This is a genomic window from Streptomyces sp. NBC_00236 (genome assembly GCF_036195045.1).
Classification (GTDB): Bacteria; Actinomycetota; Actinomycetes; order Streptomycetales; family Streptomycetaceae; genus Streptomyces.
The window spans coordinates 282,278-297,263 of record NZ_CP108100.1 but is presented as its reverse complement, the minus strand read 5'-3'; the positions used below and the strand labels follow the sequence as shown (position 1 = coordinate 297,263).

Below are 14,986 nucleotides of genomic sequence, written 5' to 3'. Positions count from 1 at the left end.
CCGGGCGGGTTGCGGCCCGGCCGAAGCCTCGGCGACGGCGAGGCCGCCGGTCCCGGGTCGGTGACGGCGTAGGAGCCGGTTCGTTCCGGGTACCGGGCAGATGATGCCGGTCAGGGCGATGCCCGGGCGGCCGGTGATGGCGGTGAGGAAGACGGCTGCGGCACCGGAGGTGCTGGGCAGCGTGCGGCAGGTCGCCGAGCCCTACCTCCCCAGTGAGCTGGCACCTTTCAGCGCCTTTCATGAATGCGCAAATGGCTTGCGTTGCGGAGATGCGGTCATCTCCTGATTGAGGTGCGCTCAAATGCCCGACCCATCAGGTGAGTTAGGGCGGAATGTGAGCGTCAGCCCGGTCTCCTTCCTGTGTCACAGCAGTGGACGAGGCGTCACTTCTCTGCAATTCTCTGACCGCAAAACGCAAAAGTCCATTCCCGTTGGTGCAGAAAGTCATGGCCAAGGGGTACGCAGACAGAGCCGCGCCTTGGTCGCGCCCTGCGCCGAGGCCGAAGAGATCGGGGACAAATGAGAACGCGACACCGCCGGTGGCGGATCCTTTCCGCCACCCTCACCACCAGCCTGCTGATGGTCGGCTGGCCGGCGCTCAACGCGTCGGCCGCCGGCGGCCCGAACATCGCCGCCGGTCACCGGACGGCCGCCAGCAGTGCGGGCAGCGGCAGGGACGCCGGGAACATCGCCGACGGAGAACAGTCGACGTACTGGGAAGGCTCGGGCAGTTCCCTTCCCCAGTGGGTGCAGAGCGATCTGGGCAAGGTCACCCGCATCGACCAGGTCACCCTGAAGCTTCCCGCGGACTGGAAGAGCCGCAGCCAGACCCTCTCGCTCCAGGGCAGTGCCGACGGCACGAGCTTCACCACGCTGAAGACCTCGGCCGCCTACACCTTCGCACCGGGCAGCTCCAACAAGGTGACGATCTCCGTCCCGGCCACCCGGGCCCGGTTCGTACGGGCGAACATCACCGCGAACTCCGCGTCGGAGAACGGCCAGCTCGCCGAGCTGGAGGTGCGCGCGGCGGCGGAGTCGTCGGTGAACCTCGCGACCGGCCGCACGCTCACGGCCAGCAGCTACACCGAGACGTACATCGCGGCCCACGCCAACGACGGCAACGCGGGCAGCTACTGGGAGAGCCGCAACGGTGCCCTGCCCCAGTGGATCCAGGCCGACCTCGGATCCTCGCTACGGGTCGACCGGGTGGTCCTTCGGCTGCCGGACGGCTGGGAGACCCGCAGTCAGACGCTGAAGATCCAGAGCAGCGCCAACGGCACCGACTTCAGCGACGTGACGCAGCCCAAGGCGTACACCTTCAGTCCCACGGCCGGTGAGACGGCGACGATCTCCTTCGACGCCACCACCACCCGCTACGTCCGCGTGCTCGTCAGCGCCAACACCGTCCAGCCGGGCGCCCAGGTCTCCGAACTGGAGATCTACGGACCCGAGTCGGGCGACACCCAGGCGCCCACCGCACCCTCGCAACTGGCGTACACCGAACCGGCCACCGGCCAGATCAGGCTGACCTGGAACGCGTCGACGGACAACACGGCCGTCACCGGTTACGACATCTATGCCGGCAACGCGCTGCTGACGAGCGTGGCCGGCGATGTCACCACGTTCACCGACACCCGCCCGGCCGGTTCCACCGTGTCGTACTACGTCCGCGCCAAGGACGCGGCGGGCAACGTGTCCGCGAACAGCAACACCGTGACCCGGACCGGGGACACCGGCGACACCCAGGCGCCGACCGCACCGGCCGGCCTGAGCTTCACCGAGGCGACCGCCGGTCAGATCAAGCTGGTCTGGCAGGCCTCCACCGACAACACGGCCGTCACCGGGTACGACATCTACGCCAACAACGTGCTGCGCAAGAGCGTCGCGGGCGATGTCACCACCTACACGGACACCCAGTCCGCAGGCACCACGGTCTCCTACACCGTCCGGGCCAAGGACGCGGCGGGCAACGTGTCGGGCGACAGCAACACCGTCACCCGCAACGGCAGCACGGGCACGGCGTCCAACCTCGCGATCGGCAAGCCCATCACCGCCTCGTCCGTGGTCCACACGTTCGTCGCGGAGAACGCCAACGACAACAGCGTGACCACCTACTGGGAAGGCGCCGGGGGCAGCTACCCCAACACCCTGACCGTGAAGCTGGGTGCCAACGCCGACACCGAGAGCGTCGTCGTCAAGCTCAACCCGGACAGCAGCTGGGGAGCCAGGACCCAGAACATCCAGGTCCTCGGCCGGGAGCCGAGCGCCTCGGCGTTCACCGGCCTGGTCGCGGCCAAGGACTACGCGTTCAGCCCGGGCAGCGGCAACACGGTGACCATCCCGGTCGGCGGCCGGGTCGCCGACGTCCAGCTGAAGTTCAACTCCAACACCGGCTCGGGCGCCGGCCAGGTCGCGGAGTTCCAGGTGCTGGGCGCCCCGGCGCCCAATCCGAACCTCCAGGTCAGCTCGGTGACGTCGGCTCCGGCCGCGCCCGTCGAGTCGGACCCGGTCACGCTCACCGCGACGGTGCGCAACAGCGGTTCGGTCGCGGCACCGGCGAGCAAGGTCGAGTTCCGGCTCGGCGGCTCCAAGGTCGCCACCGCGTCCGTGGGCGCGCTGGCGGGCGGGGCCTCCGCCCAGGTCAGCGCCGACATCGGAGCGCGTGACGCGGGCACGTACGCACTGAGCGCGGTCGCCGACCCGGGAGGCGAGGTCATCGAGCAGAACGAGACCGACAACACCTACACGAGCACGACCGGTCTGGTCGTGAAGCCGGTCGCCAGCTCGGACCTGGTCTCCACCGGGGTCAGCACCTCCCCGTCGGCCCCGTCCGCCGGTCAGAACGTCACCTTCTCCGTGGCCCTCAAGAACCAGGGCTCGGTGGCGTCCGCCTCGGGCGGCCACGCCATCACACTGACCCTGCTGGACTCCAAGGGCGCCACGGTGAAGACCCTCACGGGCACCTACACCGGGGCGATAGCCGCGGGTGCGACGAGCGCCCCGGTGAATCTGGGGAGCTGGACGGCGGCCAACGGCTCGTACTCCGTGAAGACGGTCATCGCCGACGACGCCAACGAGCTCCCGGTGAAGCGCGAGAACAACACCACCACCAGCTCGCTCTTCGTCGGACGCGGCGCGAACATGCCGTACGACATGTACGAGGCGGAGGACGGGGTCACCGGCGGCGGCGCGCAGGTCGTCGGACCGAACAGGACCGTCGGCGACGTCGCGGGCGAGGCGTCAGGACGCAAGGCCGTCACCCTCAACAGCACCGGCAACTACGTGGAGTTCACCACCAGGGCGAGCACCAACTCCCTGGTGACCCGCTTCTCCGTCCCGGACTCCGCGGGCGGCGGGGGCATCGACTCCAAGCTGAACGTCTACGTGGACGGCACCTTCCTCAAGGCGATCGACCTCACCTCGAAGTACGCGTGGCTGTACGGCGCCGAGACCGGTCCGGGCAACTCCCCGGGCTCCGGTTCGCCGCGGCACATCTACGACGAGGCGAACATGCTGCTGGGCAGGACCGTCCCGGCCGGCAGCAAGATCCGGCTGCAGAAGGACGCGGCGAACACCAGCACGTACGCGATCGACTTCGTCAGCCTGGAACAGGCGACCCAGATCCCGAACCCGGACGCGGCCGCCTACACCGTTCCCGCGGGGTTCACCCACCAGGACGTCCAGAACGCCCTGGACAAGGTGCGGATGGACACCACGGGCAAGCTGGTGGGCGTCTACCTGCCGGCCGGCGACTACCAGACCGCGAGCAAGTTCCAGGTCTACGGGAAGGCCGTCAAGGTCATCGGCGCGGGGCCCTGGTACACCAGGTTCTTCGCACCCTCGTCCCAGGAGAACACCGACAACGGCTTCCGTGCCGAGGCCAGTGCCAAGGGTTCGACGTTCGCGAACTTCGCGTACTTCGGGAACTACACCTCGCGCATCGACGGACCCGGCAAGGTGTTCGACCTTTCCAACGTCTCGGACATCGTCATCGACAACGTCTGGAACGAGCACCAGGTGTGCCTCTACTGGGGCGCGAACACCGACGGCATCACCATCAGGAACTCCCGCATCCGGAACACGTTCGCCGACGGCATCAACATGACCAACGGCTCGACGGACAACCACGTCGTGAACAACGAGTCCCGGGCGACCGGAGACGACAGCTTCGCGCTGTTCTCCGCCATCGACTCCGGCGGCGCGGACATGAAGAACAACGTCTATGAGAACCTCACGTCGCTGCTGACCTGGCGTGCCGCGGGCGTCGCCGTCTACGGCGGCTACGACAACACCTTCCGCAACATCCTCATCGCGGACACCCTGGTCTACTCCGGTATCACGGTCAGCTCGCTGGACTTCGGCTATCCGATGAACGGCTTCGGGACCGGTCCGACCACGGTCGAGAACGTCTCCGTGCTCCGTTCCGGAGGCCATTTCTGGGGGTCGCAGACCTTCCCCGGCATCTGGCTGTTCTCCGCCTCCAAGGTCTTCCAGGGCATCCGGATCAACCATGTGGACATCGTCGACCCGACGTACAGCGGCATCATGTTCCAGACCAACTACGTGGGAGGCCAGCCCCAGTTCCCGATCAAGGACACGATCCTGACCGACATCTCGATCTCCGGCGCACGCAAGAGCGGTGACGCCTACGACGCCAGGTCCGGCTTCGGACTGTGGGCCAACGAGATGCCTGAGGCCGGCCAGGGGCCCGCTGTCGGCGAGGTGACCTTCAACGGTCTGAGGCTCAGCGGCAACGCCCTGGACGTGAAGAACACGACGTCCACCATGAAGATCAACATCAACCCGTAACCGGCACCGAAACCAGGGGCGCCGTCCGGTCCGCCGGACGGCGCCTCGTGCTGCGTGCGCACCGGACCCCGCACGTGGCGTGCGAAGTGCTGTCAAACTTTTACGAAAACTGCGCGAGATATTGCGCTCACATGTCGGCGCTGGTTGAGTGTGCCTCGCCCCGGCAGAGAGTCGGCCGAGGGCCATCCACGCTCATGCCCAAAGGGGACCATCGATGAGAAGTGCTGGGTTGCGCCGCACACGCCGTATCAGCCGTGCCTCCGCGGCTGCCCTTGTCACCGCACTTGCCCTGACCTCGCTCGCCTCCTGCGGAACGAGCAGCAGCAAGGACGAGGACACGAACAGCGCGTCCAAGGGATCGTCCGACCCTTCCGCCCCGCTCGATCCGAAGACGAAGGTGACGATCTCGATCGACTGCATGCCGCCGGCGGCCAAGGCCGCGGAGCTGCGCGAGTGGAACGAGGACATCAAGACGTTCAACAAGACCTACCCGAACGTCACGATCAACGGAAAGTCCACCCCCGGCCAGTGCAACGAGCCGCCCCGCTTCACCGCCATGCTGAAGGGCAAGTCGCAGCCCGACGTCTTCTACGCCTACTTCAGCGACCTCCAGCAGGTGCTGGACAACGATGGTGCCGAGGACATCTCCGCGTACGTCACGGACAAGACCGTGCCCGCGCTGGGGGACATACAGACCCAGGTCGTCGACGTGGCGCGCAAGGACGGCAAGCTCTACGGTCTGCCGACCAGCAACTACACCATGGGTCTGATGATCAACCGGAAGCTGTTCACCGAGGCCGGTCTCGACCCGAACAAGCCGCCGGCCACCTGGGACGAGGTCCGCACCGCGGCCAAGAAGATCGCGGGCCTGGGCAAGGGCATCTCCGGCTACGGCGAGTACAGCGCGGGCAACAACGGCGGCTGGCACTTCGCCGCCACCCAGTTCGGCCTCGGCGGTGACGTCGTCGACGCGTCCGGCAAGAAGGCGGCCTTCAACGACGCCTCCGGCAAGCAGGTCCTCCAGCAGCTGCACGACATGCGCTGGGAGGACGACAGCATGGGCAAGACCCAGCTGCTGAAGTGGGGCGACCTCCAGAAGCAGATCGCCAGCGACAAGCTCGGCATGTTCCTCGCCGCCCCCGACGACATCGCCTACATGGTGCAGCAGCTCGGCGCCAAGTACGAGACCTTCGGCCTGGGCCCGATCCCCGGCGCCAAGGGCACTCTCTTCGGCGGCAACAACTACCTGATCAAGAAGGGCAGTTCGCCCGACCAGATCAAGGCCGGCATCGCCTGGCTCAACTTCAAGAACCTCACGGTCGGCAAGGGCCAGTTCGACTGGGCGCGTACCAAGGCCGACCAGCTCCCGGTCGGGCTGCCGCAGCCGAACTTCTTCCTCGGCGAGAGCAAGACCAAGGACGACGCCGCGCGCGCCGCGAATGCGACGATGCCGGTCGAGAACTTCAAGGCCTTCATGGACAACCCGGTTCCGGGCAAGGCCGAACCGCCGAAGGCGCAGGAGATCTACAAGATCCTCGACAACGCCATGTCGGGTGTGCTGACCAACAAGGACGCGGACATCGACAAGCTGCTCTCCACCGCCGAGCAGCAGGTCAACCAGGTTCTGGCGAACCAGTAACGGACGCGAGGGGCCGGGTCACGCGGACCCGGCCCCGCCTCCGGCCCCCCTGAGTTCACCGGCACCGAGGAGACACACCATGTCGGCCCCTACCCTGTCCTCCCGCAAGGCGACCGCGCCCGGCCCAGGACATTCACGCCCCGCCCGCCGGGACTCCGCCCGCGAGGACTTCCTGCGAGCCGTGCGCCGCAACATCTCCGCACACGGCTTCCTGATCGGAGCGGTGCTCTGCTTCTCGCTGTTCTCCTGGTATCCGATGGTCCGGGAATTCATCCTGGCGTTCCAGAAGACAGAGGACGGCAAGACCACCTGGGCCGGCTGGTCCAACCTGACCTACGTCTTCAACGACCCGGCGTTCTGGCAGGCCTGGCGCAACACCCTGCTGTTCACCGTGCTGGCCCTGCTGCTCGGTTTCGTCGTCCCGTTCGTCGTCGCCGTCGTCCTCAACGAGTTCCGGCACGGGCAGGGCTACCTGCGCCTGCTGGTCTACCTCCCCGTGATGCTGCCGCCGGTCGCCTCCGTGCTGCTCTTCAAGTACTTCTACGACCCCGGATACGGACTCTTCAACCGCATCCTGGACGTCTTCCACCTGCCCGCCCAGCAGTGGCTCCAGGACACCGACACGGCCATGCTCTCGGTCGTCATCGCGGCGACCTGGATGAACATGGGCGGCGCCACCCTGATCTACCTGGCCGCCCTCCAGGGCATCCCGGGCGAGCTCTACGAGGCGGCCGAACTCGACGGCGCCGGACTGCTGCGCAAGGTCTGGCACGTCACCATCCCGCAGACCCGGCTCATCCTCTCCCTGCTGCTCCTCATGCAGGTCATCGCGACGATGCAGGTCTTCACCGAGCCGTTCCTGCTCACCAACGGCGCCGGCCCGGAGGGCTCCACCACCACCGTCGTCTACCTCATCTACCAGTACGCCTTCAACTTCAACAACTACGGCAGCGCGGCGGCACTCGGCCTCGTCCTGCTCGTCGTCCTCGCGGGCTTCTCCGCGGTGTACGTACGACTGAGCCGCAGCAGCGAAGACTAGGACGGGAGCACGACCATGGCATCGAACACGCTTGTCTCCCGGCGCGGGAGCGACGTACGCAAGTCCGCACGGCGCAGGGCCGAACGAGGCGCCGACGCCGGGCGCCAGCGGACCCTGATCTCGCCGGCCCAGCTCGGCAGGCCCCGTGGCAAGGCCTTCTACTGGATCGTCTTCACCCTGGTCATCATCCTCTTCACGGTCGCCTTCCTCGGGCCGCTGTACTGGATGGTCACCGGCGGACTCAAGACCACCCAGGAAGTCGTGCAGAGCCCGCCCACCGCCTTCCCCAGCTCGCTCCACACCGAGAACTACAGCCAGGCCTGGACCGTGATGGACCTGTCCAAGCTGCTCTTCAACACCCTGTACTACGCCTTCGGCGCGCTCGCGTTCCAGCTGATCTTCGACGTCGCGGCCGCCTACTCGCTCTCGAAGCTGCGGCCGGTCTTCGGCAAGGTCATTCTCGGCATGATGCTGGCCACACTGATGATCCCGGCCACCGTGCTGGTCGTCCCGCAGTACCTCACGGTGCTGGACGTGCCGATCTTCCAGCGCAACCTGGTCAACTCGCCCTGGGTGATCTGGCTGCCGTCGGTCACCAACGCCTTCAACATCTTCCTGCTGAAGCGGTTCTTCGACTCCATCCCGCGCGAACTCCTCGACGCCGCCTCCATCGACGGCGCGTCGCCCCTGCGCACCCTGCGCTCGATCGTCCTGCCGATCTCCCGGCCGATCCTCGGCGTCGTCTCCATCTTCGCCGTCGTCGGGGTGTGGAAGGACTTCCTCTGGCCGATGCTCACCCTGCCCGACCCCAGCAAGCAGACGCTCAACGTGGGCATCTACTCACTGGCCAGCGGCGTACCCGAGAACGTGCTCATCGCCGCGCTCACCATCGCGTCGATCCCGACGCTGCTCATCTTCCTGCTCTTCCAGCGCAACATCATGAGCGGTCTGACCGCGGGCGGCCTCAAGGGATAGCACCCCTCCCAGGACCGCGCCCCGCCCGTCCGGCGCGCCGTCCGGCCGTCCTCCCCTCAGCACTCCGCCGCCGGCCCTCCCATCCTGCCCCGCTCGCCGGGCCGGCGGCGGAGTACCTCCTGCCCGAAAGGAACGTCACGTGGCAGCCAACCGTCCGTCCGAGGCCACCGCGAACTGGTGGCGGGACGCCGCCATCTACCAGATCTACGTACGCAGCTTCGCCGATGGCGACGGTGACGGCACCGGCGACCTCGCGGGGGTCCGGGCCAAACTGCCCTACCTCGTCGAACTGGGCGTGGACGCGCTCTGGTTCACCCCCTGGTACCTGTCACCGCTCGCCGACGGCGGCTACGACGTGGCCGACTACCGCGCCATCGACCCCGCGTTCGGCACCCTCGCCGAGGCCGAGAAACTGATCGCCGAGGCCCGGGGGCTGGGCATCCGCACCATCATCGACATCGTGCCCAACCATGTCTCCGACCAGCACGCGTGGTTCCGGGCCGCCCTCGAAGCGGGCTCCGGCAGCCCCGAGCGCGACCTCTTCCACTTCCGCGCCGGCCGCGGCGTGGACGGTGAGATCCCGCCCAACGACTGGGTCTCCGAATTCGGCGGCACACCCTGGACCCGGCTGGACGACGGGGAGTGGTACCTCCACCTCTTCGCCACCCAGCAGCCCGACCTCAACTGGGCCCACCCGGCGGTCCGCCAGGAGCACGAGGACGTGCTGCGCTTCTGGTTCGAGCGCGGGGTCTCGGGCGTACGCATCGACTCGGCCGCCCTGCTCGCCAAGGACCCCGCACTGCCCGACTTCACCGTGGGCCAGGACCCGCACCCCTTCGTCGACCGCGACGAACTGCACGACATCTACCGCTCCTGGCGCGCCATAGCCGATGAGTACGACGGTGTCTTCGTCGGTGAGGTGTGGCTCCCCGACACCGAGCGGTTCGCCCGGTACCTGCGGCCCGACGAACTGCACACCGCCTTCAACTTCAACTTCCTGGCCTGCCCGTGGGACTCCGCACTGCTGCGGACCGCGATCGACGACACCCTCGCCGAACACGCCTCGGTCGGCGCCCCTGCCACCTGGGTCCTGTGCAACCACGACGTGACCCGCACCGTGACCCGCTACGGCCGTGCGGAGACCGGCTTCGACTTCGCGGCGAAGACCTTCGGCACCCCCACCGACCTCGCGCTCGGCACCCGCCGGGCCCGTGCCGCCGCCCTCCTCTCGCTGGCCCTTCCCGGCGCCGCCTACCTCTACCAGGGCGAGGAGCTCGGACTGCCGGAGGCCGACATCCCCCTGGACCGCATCCAGGACCCGATGCACTTCCGCAAGGGCGGCACCGACCCGGGACGCGACGGCTGCCGGGTGCCGCTGCCCTGGGCGGCGGGCGAACCGTACGCCGGATTCGGCGCCACCACCGCACCCTGGCTGCCGCAGCCGGCCGACTGGTCCGCGTACGCGGCCGACCTCCAGAGCGACGACCCGGACTCCATGCTCAGCCTGTACCGCGAGGCCCTGCGCCTGCGCCGGAGCGAACCGGGTTTCGAGACCGCGGGACAGCCCGGGATCAGCAGACTGACCTGGCTGGACACGGCCCCCGAGGTGCTCGCCTTCACACGGACCGAAGGCCTCGTCTGCGTCGTCAACCTGGCCGCCGAGCCCGCCGAGCTGCCCCTGCACACCGCAGTGCTGCTGGCCAGCGGCCCCCTCGACCCTACGGGGAGGCTGCCGCAGGACACCGCGGTCTGGCTGCGCGTGTGACGGTCCCGCCGAAGGCGTACCTGTTGAGGGACCCGGCCGTACGTGGTGCACGGCCGGGTCCGGCAGGATCGCGGGGGAGCGAGGGCTGCGGCACAGTGGGGCGTATGGACGCACCGAACGATCTGAACGCCCTTGCCGACGAGCACCTGGCCGCGGCCCGCACCTCCCCGCACGGGCGCAGCGCCCACCTGCTGCTCCACGAGGACCCGCTGCGCCAGACCGTCATCGCGCTGGCCTCGGGCCGCTCCCTCGACGAGCACAACGCCCCGCCCGCAGCCTCTCTCCAGGTGCTGCGCGGCTCCGTCCGGCTCACCGCCGCGTCGGGCGACGTGGAACTGGCCGCCGGGCAGCTGCACCCGATCCCCCAGGAACGGCACGGACTGCTCGCCCTGGAGGACGCCGCGGTGCTGCTGACGGCCGTCAACGACTGACGGACGAGGGGGCGCGGCTATCGCGGGAATGCCCGCGCCCCTCTTGTGGGAGCGCTCCCAAGGTCGGCAGGATGAGGAGGTGACCCTGCTTCCCGGCCTGCGGGCCTACCGATCCGGCGACCGTGACGCCCTCGCCGACATCTGCGTCCGGACCGCCGACAACGGCGGCGACTCCCGGCACCTGTACCCGGACCCGGAGCTGATGCCGTCGATCTTCGCCGCGCCGTACGCCCACCTCGAACCCGATCTGGCCTTCGTCATCGACGACGGAACCGGCCGGGCGGTCGGCTACATCCTGGGAACGGCCGACACCCCACGCTTTGTGACGGAGTTCCGCAGGCGCTGGCTGCCCCTGGTCGAGGACCGCTATCCGCGGCCGGAGGCGGCACCGAGCGGCCCCAGCGACGAGATGATCGCCCTCCTGCACAACCCCGAGCGCATGGTCCTTCCCGAACTCGCCGCCCACCCCGCCCACTTGCACATCGACCTGCTGCCCGACTGGCAGCGCAAGGGGTACGGGAGGGAGCTGATGCGTGCCTTCCTCGCGGCCCTGGAAGCCAAGGGGGTCAAGGGCGTGCATCTGTGCATGCTCACGGCCAACACCCGGGCCAGGGCCTTCTACGACCGGCTCGGATTCACCGAGACCGAGGTGCCCGACCCGGGGCCCGTCACCTATCTCGTGCGCTCCACGGCGCCGGACCTGTAGTCCGTCGCCGGAGCCGCGGGTGCCGCGCGGGTTCGCTGGGCAGGTACTCCTGGAAGACCGCTACGGGGGGCGGGCAACCAGTGGCGAGAGGTGTGACGTGAGGGAGCGGACCGTGTGGGAATTCTGCGACGACCGAGGGCAGGTGTCGACCGCGGGGAGGCGCCCGGCACGGGTGCTCGCCTATGTCCAGGCCGGTGCGACGTTATGGGACCACGGCATCCGCCCGAGCGGGATATTCGGCTCGGGGCACGACGACCCCGCGGTGCCGGACGCGGCGAAGACCGGATCGCTGCCCCTGGACGGCGTCGCGTACGCCGGGGCGGGTGCCACGCTGGACGTGGACACGCTGCTCGGCGGCGAGCCGGACCTCGTGGTGGCCGTCAGCTACGGCGGCGGCCAGGTCTACGGCCTCGACCCGGAGACGGCCAAGCACCTGGAGGGGCACGTTCCGGTCGTGGTCATCGACGTGGGCCAGGCGCGCACCCTGACGGAGATCGGTGACCGGTTCGCCGGGCTGGCGCGTTCACTCGGCGCCGAGGAGCCCGCGGCGGCCACCCAGGAGCTGGACGCGGCCCGGGACCGGCTGCGCGCGCTCACCTCGGGCCCGGACCGGGCGAGGGTCCTCGCCCTGTCACCGGCGGGCCAGGAGCAGGTGCATCTGGCCCGCCCCCGCATGTGGCCCGAACTGCGGGTGCTGGCCGAGCTCGGCGTCGGCCTGGTGGAACCCGCCGAGGGCCCCGGCGCCAACTGGTCCACGGTCGGCTGGGACCGGGCCGCCGCACTGAGACCGGCCGTCGTGCTCGCGGACATCCGGGCCCACGCCACCGCGCTCGACGAGCTCCGGACCGACGGGCCGTGGGCGCCGGTCGCCGGATCCGTGCGGGTGGTGCCCTGGAACCCCGAGCCGGTGTGCAGCGCGCGGGCTCATGCGCGGTTCCTCGCACTCGTGGCCGACGCGCTGGAGGCGTAGCGGGCGCGGGACGGTTCCGGGGCGCGTCGCCCCACGCCGACGGCTCGGCGCCACCGGAGCGGGCCGCACAGGGCAGGATCGGGGTCGACGCGTTCGCAGGCAGTGCCGTGACGTCTGCCGGGACGCCCATGCCACCGCACAACAGGAGACATCACCCTCATGCCCGACAGACTCGACCTGCTGGTCATCGGCGAGTGCGTCGCCGACATCGTCCGGGAGCCCGGCAGGGCCGACCGGGTCCATCCGGGCGGCAGCCCGGCCAACGTCGCGTACGGGCTGGCCCGGCTCGGACACGGCGCGACCCTGCTCACCCAGCTCGGAGCGGACGGGAACGGGCGGCTGATCCGCGACCACCTCACCGCGGCCGGGGTCGACGTCCGTACCGACGGCTCCACCGCCCCCACCCCGTCCGCCGTCGTGACCCTGGACGGCGCGGGGCGGGCGGCGTACGCCTTCGAGATCACCTGGTCGCTCGGCGCGGTCTCCCTGGAGCGGACGCCCGCCCATGTGCACACCGGCTCGATCGCGGCGGTCACGGAACCCGGAGCGTCCGCGGTCCTCGCCGCCGTTCAGTCGCTGCGGGCCGCCGCGACGGTCAGCTACGACCCCAATGTGCGACCGGAGCTGATGGGGGACCACGAGGCCGCCGTGCGCAGGGCCGAGCTCTGCGTGGCGCTCAGTGACGTCGTCAAGGCCAGCGACGAGGACCTGGAGTGGCTGTATCCGGGCGAGGACCCGGTGAAGGCGGCAGAGCGGTGGCTCGCCACCGGCCCGGCCGTCGTCCTGGTCACCCGGGGCGCCGACGGGGCGTGCGCGGTCCTGCCCGGCGGGCCGTTGACCGTCGAGGCGCTGCCGGCCGAGGTCGTCGACACGGTGGGGGCGGGGGACGCCTTCATGTCCGGCACCCTGCACGCACTGGCCGCGCACGGACTGCTCGGGCCGGCCGGGCGGGAGCGGCTGCGCGAACCGGACCGGGACACCGTGACGGACGTCCTGCGCCGGGCGGCGGCTTCGGCGGCCGTCACCGTCGCCCGGGCCGGCGCCAACCCGCCCGACGAGGCGGAACTGGACGCGGCACTCGCCCGGACGTGAACGCGGCGGTGCCACCGGCACCCTCTACGGGGACGGCGGCACCGCCATCACGCCGACGAGGAACTGCCGGGCCCGGTGGCCCGGAGACGCTGCCCGTGCCTCTGCGCCCGGCTCTCACCGGCGCGGCACCGTTGGACCCACCGCCCGTTGTCCGGGCATGACACGGTGACCCTGCGGCAGCCGGGCTACGCCGGCGCCGCCAGATGCGGTCTGCTGTCGTCGTCGAGGAACTCGACGACCGCGAGGACGAACAGGGCACACAGCGCGATCCAGACCGTGACCAGGCCCGTCGGCCTGTCCCACGCCAGCAGCACCGCGACGGCCACCACGACCACCGTCCAGTTCAGCGGGCGCCTCGCCCGGTGCACCCAACGGCCGACCGGGCCACCGGTGAAACCCGCCGCGTCCCGTACGGCCCCGATGCCACCGGTCCACATCGCCATGACCCGGCTTGCCGCGCGGCCGCTGCCCGTGAGCCAGGCGGCGAGTGCCACCACCGCTCCGACGGTCACCACCAGCCGGACCCCGGCGCGCAGATAGCCCGCCAGCGTGTCGAACACCGCCCCCGCCGCCGGCTGGGAGACGTCCGGGGGAAGGCTGTCGAGATAGAACGCTCGCCCCGCCCACAGTCCGAGCCCGAGCAGCGCGGCACCCACGGCCATGGCCAGCGCCGCGGTGACCAGCGCCCGCCGGCGGCGCACCGCCAGCAGCACCCCGCCCGCCGCCACCACCACCGTGAACACGGGCAGCCAGAATCCGAGCAGTTCGAGGGCCCGGAAGCCCTTCTCGGCCTTGCCGACCGAGTCCGAGGTGAGGAGGGTGAAGTCGGTGTGGATCTCGGGAATCTTCTCGGCCACCGTCAGACCGCGGTCGACGAGGCGCTGTTTCACCCGGTCGATGACCGGGGCGAGGTCCAGGGTCACGGTGTCGCCGGCCAGCTTGACCGCGCCACCGCCCTCACCGGTCAGGGCCTTCACGACGGAGGCGTGCGCCTGCCGGTTGAGGTTGCTCCACACCCGCTCGAAGCCGTCGCTGGTGACGAACCGCTCCACGGTGCCGTGCACGAAGTTCGAGACGCCCGTGGTGAGCGGGCCACCGAGCTTCTGGAGGGCCTTGTCCACCACGGGCCGGTCGGCGGGCGCGACGTCCGCCAGCAGCGCGTCGACGTTCAGGTGGGTCATGACGGCGTCGGTGACCCGTGCGGTCACCGCCGCCTGCACATCCGGGTCGGAGGCCAGCGGCTCCATCATGTCCACGTAGCGGTCCGTGTCCCCGGCGACGCCGCTCGCCCAGCTCGACAGGACGCTCAGCGGGGTGAGCACGGCCGCCACCAGGATCAGCAGGACCGCGAAGAACGAACGCAGGCGCGGGCGTGAGCGTGCCGGGGCGCGGGCCTCCAACTGCGCCACCCGGGCCCGCAGGGCTTCCAGTTCGGCGTGTTCGTCCTGAGCCGCAGGCTGTTCGGGGTGCCGTTCCATGAACCAAGGGGATGGCCTGTCCGCCCGTACAGCGCGGCGGATTGCTGCATACAGGTGACGGACGGCCGACGGGCCGCTGCCG

10 protein-coding genes are annotated in these 14,986 nt (G+C 69.8%); 9 read left to right on the top strand and 1 reads right to left on the bottom strand.

Features of this window, described 5'->3' with window-relative positions:
* The first annotated feature begins 519 nt into the window (after positions 1 to 519).
* From OG446_RS01365 to OG446_RS01325, 9 genes are all read left to right on the top strand, one after another.
* On the top strand, positions 520 to 4,809 hold the full coding sequence (locus tag OG446_RS01365) for a discoidin domain-containing protein (protein WP_328892251.1): 4,290 nt from the start codon (positions 520 to 522) through the stop codon (positions 4,807 to 4,809).
* Positions 4,810 to 5,023: 214 nt separating this feature from the next.
* Complete coding sequence (locus OG446_RS01360; protein ID WP_328892250.1) at positions 5,024 to 6,448, top strand: extracellular solute-binding protein; 1,425 nt, start codon at positions 5,024 to 5,026, stop codon at positions 6,446 to 6,448.
* 79 nt (positions 6,449 to 6,527) lie between these two features.
* Positions 6,528 to 7,487, top strand: coding sequence for a carbohydrate ABC transporter permease (locus tag OG446_RS01355; protein ID WP_328892249.1), 960 nt, complete (start codon positions 6,528 to 6,530; stop codon positions 7,485 to 7,487).
* Positions 7,488 to 7,502: 15 nt separating this feature from the next.
* The gene (locus tag OG446_RS01350) at positions 7,503 to 8,462 is read left to right on the top strand and encodes a carbohydrate ABC transporter permease (protein WP_328892248.1); all 960 of its coding nucleotides are present in this window, start codon (positions 7,503 to 7,505) and stop codon (positions 8,460 to 8,462) included.
* A gap of 139 nt (positions 8,463 to 8,601) precedes the next feature.
* Complete coding sequence (locus tag OG446_RS01345; protein ID WP_328892247.1) at positions 8,602 to 10,227, top strand: glycoside hydrolase family 13 protein; 1,626 nt, start codon at positions 8,602 to 8,604, stop codon at positions 10,225 to 10,227.
* A gap of 104 nt (positions 10,228 to 10,331) precedes the next feature.
* Positions 10,332 to 10,658 (top strand): cupin, encoded by a 327-nt coding sequence (locus OG446_RS01340; protein WP_328892246.1) that lies wholly within the window; start codon positions 10,332 to 10,334, stop codon positions 10,656 to 10,658.
* A gap of 79 nt (positions 10,659 to 10,737) precedes the next feature.
* Entirely contained in the window at positions 10,738 to 11,364 is a 627-nt protein-coding gene (locus OG446_RS01335) for a GNAT family N-acetyltransferase (protein WP_328892245.1), read from the top strand.
* Between the two features lie 97 nt (positions 11,365 to 11,461).
* Positions 11,462 to 12,334 carry an ABC transporter substrate-binding protein gene (locus tag OG446_RS01330; RefSeq protein WP_328892244.1) on the top strand — a complete coding sequence of 291 codons (873 nt, stop codon included), beginning with the start codon at positions 11,462 to 11,464 and terminating at the stop codon, positions 12,332 to 12,334.
* A gap of 159 nt (positions 12,335 to 12,493) precedes the next feature.
* On the top strand, positions 12,494 to 13,426 hold the full coding sequence (locus OG446_RS01325; RefSeq protein ID WP_328892243.1) for a carbohydrate kinase family protein: 933 nt from the start codon (positions 12,494 to 12,496) through the stop codon (positions 13,424 to 13,426).
* 185 nt (positions 13,427 to 13,611) lie between these two features.
* Here OG446_RS01325 and OG446_RS01320 read toward each other — a convergent pair whose 3' ends face one another.
* The gene (locus OG446_RS01320) at positions 13,612 to 14,904 is read right to left on the bottom strand and encodes a hypothetical protein (protein ID WP_328892242.1); all 1,293 of its coding nucleotides are present in this window, start codon (positions 14,902 to 14,904) and stop codon (positions 13,612 to 13,614) included.
* Between the last annotated feature and the right edge of the window lie 82 nt (positions 14,905 to 14,986).

Bases quoted from the DNA above. Each gene is read 5' to 3' on its own strand.
- OG446_RS01365 (WP_328892251.1), top strand. From the start codon at position 520: ATGAGAACGCGACACCGCCGGTGGCGGATCCTTTCCGCCACCCTCACC.
- OG446_RS01340 (WP_328892246.1), top strand. From the start codon at position 10,332: ATGGACGCACCGAACGATCTGAACGCCCTTGCCGACGAGCACCTGGCC.
- OG446_RS01325 (WP_328892243.1), top strand. From the start codon at position 12,494: ATGCCCGACAGACTCGACCTGCTGGTCATCGGCGAGTGCGTCGCCGAC.
- OG446_RS01360 (WP_328892250.1), top strand. From the start codon at position 5,024: ATGAGAAGTGCTGGGTTGCGCCGCACACGCCGTATCAGCCGTGCCTCC.
- OG446_RS01355 (WP_328892249.1), top strand. From the start codon at position 6,528: ATGTCGGCCCCTACCCTGTCCTCCCGCAAGGCGACCGCGCCCGGCCCA.
- OG446_RS01320 (WP_328892242.1), bottom strand. From the start codon at position 14,904: ATGGAACGGCACCCCGAACAGCCTGCGGCTCAGGACGAACACGCCGAA.
- OG446_RS01350 (WP_328892248.1), top strand. From the start codon at position 7,503: ATGGCATCGAACACGCTTGTCTCCCGGCGCGGGAGCGACGTACGCAAG.